This window comes from Flavobacterium sp. UBA6195, from assembly GCF_002422095.1.
Classification (GTDB): domain Bacteria; phylum Bacteroidota; class Bacteroidia; order Flavobacteriales; family Flavobacteriaceae; genus Flavobacterium.
Genome location: NZ_DITB01000039.1, coordinates 13,224 through 13,765, shown reverse-complemented (window position 1 = coordinate 13,765; position 542 = coordinate 13,224). Strand labels below are relative to the sequence as shown.

Below are 542 nucleotides of genomic sequence, written 5' to 3'. Positions count from 1 at the left end.
TCGGTCTTTTTTTCTACTTTGATTAGCTTATTAGAACAACAAGAATCGTGTGAGTCTTCTTTAGCACAACAAGATTTTATATCCTCAACACAAGGTTCGTCTTCTTGATATTGAAAAGAAACCGATGCAATTTTATCATTACAGTAATGCACAGCAAAACTTAACCCTAAATTGGCAATCAATATTAGAGAGGCTAAAACTATACTTGTGTATTTTCTGAAACTCATCGCAACAAAAATAATAATTTTTAATTTAGAATTAGTTAAAATATCTTAAATTTCAATCACTTGTCCTAAAAATGGCACTTGAGCATCAAAATTATATTGTTCTTGCACTTTTAATCGTAACTCATCTGCTGCCTGATTTTCACCGTGAACCAAATATACTTTTTGTGGTTTATTTTCTAATTCTGATAACCAATTCAATAAATCTTTTTGGTCACCATGTGCTGATAAACTTTCAATTAGCATAATATTTGCTTGCACTGGATAATATTTTCCGTAGATTTTGATTTCTTGAGCACCTTCTAATAATTTTCTTCC

Annotated in this window: 2 protein-coding genes; both read right to left on the bottom strand. The window is 30.1% G+C overall.

The window, feature by feature from the left end:
- Positions 1-227, bottom strand: a 227-nt coding sequence (locus B4I81_RS03190) for an HYC_CC_PP family protein (protein ID WP_414655083.1), incomplete at its 3' end; no start/stop codon positions are given.
- Positions 228-272: 45 nt separating this feature from the next.
- On the bottom strand, positions 273-542 hold a 270-nt coding region (locus tag B4I81_RS03185; protein ID WP_291107412.1), incomplete at its 5' end, for an MBL fold metallo-hydrolase RNA specificity domain-containing protein.